Here is a 6,406-nt window from a genome sequence, read left to right on the forward strand (position 1 = left end):
TTGGCTGCTGGGAGTGTCCGGCGCGGCCCTCCTCACAGCGGCTTGCAATCCCCAGGGCAGTAAGGAGGCGAGCGGCGAGGGGAGTTCGCAGACGAATACGCAGACGAATACGCAGACGAATGCGCGGAGCGGCAGCGCGCCCATCGGCGAGGCGCCGGACGGCGCGCTCGGGGTGAACTTCAACGAAGATCCCTCCGACATGGATTTCGCCGAGGTGAGCGCCCTTTCGGCGAAGTGGGTGCGCGGCTTCGTCCCGATGACGGACGACCTCGACGCGCACCCGCCGGCCCAGCAGCAATCCATCGCCAGGCTGCTCGACGCGAGCGGGAAGGACTTCCGGACGATTCTCTCCCTGAAGTTCCCCTTCCTGACCCTCGGGCAGTCGCTTCCCAAGGTGGGCAGCAAGGAGATGGCAACGCAGCTGAAGCGCGTGGACGGGGTGCTGGACGCTGTCATGGGGAAGATGGACATCCTCACCATCGGCAACGAGCCCTTCCTCGAGACCGGGAAGGACGAGCGCGACGCACGCCTCAATGTGTTCTACGAGCACGTCGCCGAGCACGTCATCGAATACCGCAGGAAGAAGTTCCCGCACGGCTGCAGGACCCGCCTGTACATGGGTGCTCTCAATCGCCTCGACACGAAGGAGGGGCGTACGCCGGCCACCGAGCGGTGGGTCACCTTCGTCAACAGGAAGCCGGAGCTGGAAGGCCTCGACATCCATCCGCACGTTGACTCCTTGGAGGCGGCCGGCAAGTACGTCCAGTACGTCGTGTCCCGCCTGGACAAGAACAAGAAATTTCTCGCCACGGAGTTCTCTCTGGTACAGCTCTGGGAACAGCACATGGGCGACAAGATCCCGGCGGCCTACGCAGAGAAGTACAAGGTGCCCCCGAACACCCGCGTGTGGCAGGTGATCGGCAACGCCATCGAGAAGCCCTTCCCCCAGAAGAGGTGGGACGACTTCCTCGCGATGAGTCCGTGGTTCGCGCCCCACAAGGACTATCTGACGCAGCAGATGCGGATGTTCCGGGAGACCGGGAAGCTCGCGGTGGCGACCTACGGGGTGACGCAGATCAAATCCATGCAGACGGGCTGGGGCGCTCACAAGAAGCCGTGGATTCTCAACCCCCTGTACGCGAACCGCACCGTCCGGAAGGAAAACGGAAAGGTCGGGCGGACCACCGTCTGGTTCGACTCGTTCCGCGCCCTGCAGGATTCCCACTGAAACGACGTTTGCGGCGGACGCCCTGATCCGCATGACGCACCAGGTCACCGCAACACATCGAGGGCAGGGCAACACGGCATGCCGCGCCCGGAAGTACTCGGGCGCGCCCTCGGCTCCGTGGCGGCCGGCTGCGGCGCTCAGCGTTGGTGGCGCTGCGCCTGGGCGATCTGCTGAACGAGGGAAGCGGGCGAAGCCCTGCGCTGGGCGGCAGCGGCCAGGGTGGGGAAGAGTCCGCCGATGGCGCTGCCCAGGCGTAGTTGAGGGTGCCACATTGATTTCGGCACGGCCGATCATGAGCAGGTGGCCGCGGCCGGCGGCCACCCTGTGCGGTGCCCGGAGCCGGGCCGGCAGGAGCGGTGCGCGCAGCGGAGGGCGGGGCGATCCGCACCTTCCGCCTGGACATGGACCAGCGACTCGACCTGGGGCTCACGGTGCCCCGTGCCCGTGGCGCGACAGACACCGCCGGTCGATCACGTGCGGAGACACGATGACGAACTTCCGGCAACCCGCCGTCCGGCAGGCAGGGTGGTGTGTCCGAGCAACGGCTGATCGGCCCCGTCACTTCAGACGGCGGTGAAGCCGCCGTCCGCGGGTACCACGGCTCCGGTGATGAAGCTGGAGCGTGGTGAGGCGAGGAAGCAGAGAACCTCGGCGATCTCTTCGGGCTGTGCGACTCGGCCCAGGGGCTGGGCGTCGGCGAACGATGCGAGGTAGGCGCGGCTGTCGGGGCGGATCGTGTCGAGGAAGTCGGTCTCGATGACGCCTGCGGCGACAAGGTTGGCGCGGATGCCCCATGGTCCGCCTTCGACGGCGAGCACCTTGGTCAGTTGGGCCAGGGCGCCTTTGGACGCGCTGTAGGCGGCGCCTTCGGGCAGGGCGACCGTGCCGGCGTAGGACCCGGTGCTGACGATGCTCCCGCCGCCCCGGCGCCGCATGGCCCGGAAGGCTTCTCGGGCGCAGAGGAAGGATCCGCGGGCGTTGACGGCCATCACGGTGTCCCAGTCTTCGGCGGTGGTCTCGGTGACGGGTTTGTTCAGGGTGCGTCCGGCGTTGTTGACCAGGATGTCCAGTCCTCCGAAGGTGTCCAGCGCCGAGCGGACCGCGTGGACGGCGGTCTCCTCCCGCGTGATGTCGCCCCGCATCGCGAGTACGCCGGGGAATTCGTCCCTCAGGGGCGTGACGTCGGGACGCAGGTCGACGGCGACGACGCGGGCGCCACGGGCATGGAGCAGTGCCACGGTCTCCTTGCCCACGCCGCGCGCGGCCCCGGTGACCAGGGCGGTCTTCCCGGCGAACTCGGATGCTTCGGCAGACGCGGCGGTGGGCGTCATGATGAGGTCCTCTCGTAAAGATCAGGGTCGCGCGCAGTTTCCCGCGCCGGCTGTCTGGGCTGCTGTACGGTCACGCGCTCACGAGGCAGACGGCACAGGAGATGAGCGCGCTTGCCGTGCGTGCGCACGGGAGGCGTCGTGGACGCCCGGCGGGCGGGTTGTTCAGTGTGCGGTGAGGCCGCCGTCGACGACGAGTTCCGAGCCGGTGACGAAGGAGGAGTCGTCGCCGGCGAGGAAGAGGATCGCGGGGGCGACCTCATCGGCGCGGCCGGCTCGGCGCATGGGGGTGCGCTGGATGTCCGGTTGCTGGTCGCCCTGCTCGTCCAGGAGGTCCTGGATCATCGGTGTGGCGACCACTCCGGGATGTATCGAGTTGACCCGTACGCCCTGCCGTGCGTACTCGACCGCGGCCGTCTTGCTCAGCAGGCGCACCGCGCCCTTCGACGCCTGGTAGGCCGCGGCCGCGCCGCTGCCCACCAGGCCGAGCACGGACGAGGTGTTGATCACCGACGCGTTGCCGCTCGCTCGCAGCAGCGGCATCGCCGCCCTCATACCGAGCCAGGTGCCTTTCTGGTTCACGTCGATCACGCGGTCCCACACCTCCTCCCGCGTGTCCTCGATACCCGGCCAGTCCAGGATTCCGGCGAGGTTCACCAGCACGTCCAGCACTCCGAAACGATCGCGTACGAGGGCCGTCACCTCCTCCCACTCCCGGGCGGAGGAGACATCGAGGAGGGCGGTCGCCACCTCCGCGCCACCCGCCTCGATGCGCCGCGCCAGCTTCTGGAGGGGGTCCCGGGCTACATCGGTGATCACCAGCCGGGCGCCCTCCTGGGCGAAGAGTTCGGCGGTCGCCGCACCGATCCCCCCGGTCGCGCCCGTGATCAGGGCCACCTTGCCCTCAAGACGTCGTCCGGTCATGAATACGGTCCTTCCCTTGCGTTTGATACGTCTGTCAGCGACTGCTGCCTGCCTCGGCAGTCGGTCCGCTCCCACGAGGAGTCGGTATCCCGACCGGACCAGCTGCTGCCCGAACCCCGTTGTCCCGCTACACTCGCCGCCCCGCTACGACGGGCTCGACTCTCGGTACAGCACGAGGTGTTCGTGGTAGAGCACTCCGTCGCGGATGTCCCCTGTGGCGGTGAACCCGGTGTCGTCGACGTAGTCCAGGTGACTACCGGTGACCGTGTAACGGCCGGTGTACGCACTGGCCCGCTCGCCACCAGCCTCGTCGTAACGGCCGTCCGGCAGCAGCTCCTGCCGGATGTGCCCGTCCTCGGTCACCCACATACCGACCACGTCCACGTGGCCGTCCTCGATCGCGGCCATGGCGGCCTCCTCTCCTCGAACGGTGCGGTCCTTCCCGCTCCACCGAGTCTGCGCAGGTCAGCGATGACCGACCAGGACGCTTGCTGCCTGGGTGCACCACACCCAGGCAGCACGGCGGCGCGCCGCCCAGCCTGAGGACGTGGACGACAACCATCTGGGGGACTTCCTGCGCGCACGCCGCGCCGCCCTGCGCCCGCACGACGTCGGGATGCCGAGCCACGGGACCCGCAGAGGCGCCGGGCTGCGCCGCGAGGAGGTCGCCGTCCTGGCCGGAGTGAACGCCGACTACTACACCCGCCTAGAACAGGGCCGCGAACGCAACCCCTCGCCCCAGGTGATCGACGCTCTCAGTCCTGCGCTGCACCTCGACGAGGACGCCAGGGCGCACCTGTACCGGCTGGCCGGGGCCGCCCCCGCCGACCGGCTGTCGCCTCGCCGCACCGAGCGCGTCAGCCCCGCCCTGCGACAGCTGATGGACGGCTACCCCAACACCCCGGCGTTCGTCATGAACAGGACCCTCGACCTCCTCGCGGTCAACGCGCTGGCCCAAGCCCTCTACTTGGCGTTCACCCCGGCGGACAACCTCGCCCGCATGACGTTCCTCGACCCGGCCGGCCCCACCTTCCACACGGACTGGAACCGGGCGGCACAAGCCACCGTCGCCAACCTCCGCGAGGCGACCGGCTTCGAACCGGACAACCCGCGGCTGCGCGAACTCGTCGGCACCCTCACCGAGCACAGCGCGGACTTCGCGCGCCTGTGGCAGTCCCACACCGTGCGAGGCAAGACGCAGGACGCCAAACACTTCCTCCACCCGGATGTCGGCCCGCTCACGCTCACCTACCAGGCGTTCGATGTACGCGAGGCACCCGGCCAGCAGCTCGTCATCTACCACGCCGAACCGGGCAGCCCCAGCGCCCACTCCCTCCACCTGCTCGGCTCCCTCCACGCCGCCCGGCGCCAAGACCGCTCCCAGCACACAGCTGATCAGCCAACACAACCCGGAGACCCGCACCGGTAGTGCGACTTCGCCTCGCTCGTGAAACACTCGGCCGCCCGGCGGCCCACCTGCGGCAATCGTGTTTCATGAGTTGTTGCAAACGAACGCACCCATGAAACGCTCCGAGGTGTGAGCGACGACTTCAAGCGCGTGGAATCGCGCGACTGCCCCATGTCCTCCTGCGTGGCCCCCGCGGGCTCCCCTTGCCGGACCGGCAAGGGCAAGGTGGCCATCCAGTACCACACCGCCCGCTTCCGCCTCGTGCCCCACCTCGCCAAGGCCCTCAGCGTGCCGACCCCCGCCGTACGCAAGCCCGGCTCGGCGTGGACCGAACTGCCCCGGCCCGTGAGCGCCGGCGCCGAACCGGTCGGACACGTCCGCCTCGGCTACGCCCGCGCCTCGACCGCCCGGCAGTCCCTGGACGCGCAGCTCGACTCCCTCGCCGCGGCCGGGGTGACCCGCATCTTCTCGGAGAAGATCTCCACCCGCGCCACGAAGCGCCCCGAACTGGAGACCGTCGTGAAGCTCGCCGGGGAGATCCGCCCCTCCGGCGCCGCCATGACCCTCGTCGTCCACGAGCACAGGCGGCTCGGCCGCGGCATCGAACTCGCCATGCTCGCCGAGGAACTGAAGGCCAGTGACGTCGGACTGGAGTTCCTCACCGGGGAACTGAAGGGCTCGCACGACCCCTCCGGCATCGTCTTCACCGTGCTGGCGGCCATGTCGGGCATGGAGCGCGAGTACATCCGCGACCGGCACCCTCGAAGGCCATGAGTCCGCCCGAAAGCGCGGCAAGACCATCGGCGGCGCGGGCGTCACCGACCCGGACATGCTGTCCATGGCCCTCCACCTGCGCGACCAGGAGATGAGCCTGCGTGACATCGCCAAGCGGCTCGTCATCACCATCGGCACGAAGAAGGGCCAGCACCCCTCACCCGCCACCGTCATGCGAATGCTCCGCGAGCACGACGAGAAGGCCGCCATGACGGCGAGCGTATGATCACCCGCTACATTGCGGCTGGTGTCTGAGCTAGGACACCGGGGCCGAACTCCTGCCTCAACCGGGCCGCGGTCGCGGGCGCGGTAAGGGAGTAGGCGTGGAAACGGCCGAGGTCGTAGCCGACCGCCAGCAGGCCCCACCCAGACACCTCCCGCGGCACCAATCACGCGGCTCGGTTCCTCGCCTCGAACGGGCCGTGGGAACAGTGGGCCGGCGGCAGGACCTCGATCCGCTCAGCTACCGCCGGGTCATCGAACCGTTCTGCGCGTTCGCCGCCGAAAGCACTGGACATCGCGTGACGACGAACCACGAACGCTGAACTCAGCAGGGCGACGCTCGATCGAAGGAAACTACCCTCGCAGGACTCGAAGCTGCCCAGATAGCGGCGGAAGTTCCAGTCGATCCACTGCGGTGCGCTATCTGTCTAGGCAGTGTCTTCAAATGATCTCGGGTGGTGGATCATGGTCGGGTGATACGTCGCCATGAACTGTCGGATGCCGAGTGGGAGTTCGTCCGGC

General features: G+C 68.6%; 8 protein-coding genes. 4 read left to right on the forward strand and 4 right to left on the reverse strand.

What is annotated here, in order from left to right:
• Positions 1-13: 13 nt before the first annotated feature.
• Positions 14-1,228: a hypothetical protein gene (locus ACZ4XD_RS35100; RefSeq protein ID WP_468049143.1), complete on the forward strand. Its 1,215-nt coding sequence runs from the start codon at positions 14-16 to the stop codon at positions 1,226-1,228.
• 137 nt (positions 1,229-1,365) lie between these two features.
• Here ACZ4XD_RS35100 and ACZ4XD_RS35105 read toward each other — a convergent pair whose 3' ends face one another.
• The 4 genes from ACZ4XD_RS35105 to ACZ4XD_RS35120 form a co-directional block, all read right to left on the reverse strand.
• The gene (locus tag ACZ4XD_RS35105; protein WP_453188510.1) at positions 1,366-1,512 is read right to left on the reverse strand and encodes a hypothetical protein; all 147 of its coding nucleotides are present in this window, start codon (positions 1,510-1,512) and stop codon (positions 1,366-1,368) included.
• Between the two features lie 279 nt (positions 1,513-1,791).
• Positions 1,792-2,559 carry an SDR family NAD(P)-dependent oxidoreductase gene (locus tag ACZ4XD_RS35110; protein ID WP_468049147.1) on the reverse strand — a complete coding sequence of 256 codons (768 nt, stop codon included), beginning with the start codon at positions 2,557-2,559 and terminating at the stop codon, positions 1,792-1,794.
• Between the two features lie 162 nt (positions 2,560-2,721).
• The gene (locus ACZ4XD_RS35115; RefSeq protein ID WP_468049150.1) at positions 2,722-3,480 is read right to left on the reverse strand and encodes an SDR family NAD(P)-dependent oxidoreductase; all 759 of its coding nucleotides are present in this window, start codon (positions 3,478-3,480) and stop codon (positions 2,722-2,724) included.
• Between the two features lie 144 nt (positions 3,481-3,624).
• The gene (locus ACZ4XD_RS35120) at positions 3,625-3,888 is read right to left on the reverse strand and encodes an Atu4866 domain-containing protein (RefSeq protein ID WP_468049152.1); all 264 of its coding nucleotides are present in this window, start codon (positions 3,886-3,888) and stop codon (positions 3,625-3,627) included.
• Positions 3,889-4,027: 139 nt separating this feature from the next.
• Between ACZ4XD_RS35120 and ACZ4XD_RS35125 the strand changes: the two genes are divergently transcribed.
• From ACZ4XD_RS35125 to ACZ4XD_RS35135, 3 genes are all read left to right on the forward strand, one after another.
• Positions 4,028-4,909: a helix-turn-helix transcriptional regulator gene (locus tag ACZ4XD_RS35125; protein ID WP_468049154.1), complete on the forward strand. Its 882-nt coding sequence runs from the start codon at positions 4,028-4,030 to the stop codon at positions 4,907-4,909.
• Positions 4,910-5,017: 108 nt separating this feature from the next.
• Positions 5,018-5,662, forward strand: a complete 645-nt coding sequence (locus ACZ4XD_RS35130) for a recombinase family protein (RefSeq protein WP_468049156.1) — start codon at positions 5,018-5,020, stop codon at positions 5,660-5,662.
• A gap of 55 nt (positions 5,663-5,717) precedes the next feature.
• Entirely contained in the window at positions 5,718-5,888 is a 171-nt protein-coding gene (locus ACZ4XD_RS35135) for a hypothetical protein (RefSeq protein WP_468049158.1), read from the forward strand.
• Positions 5,889-6,406 lie beyond the last annotated feature (518 nt).

The organism is Streptomyces sp. NPDC029466, assembly GCF_055574515.1.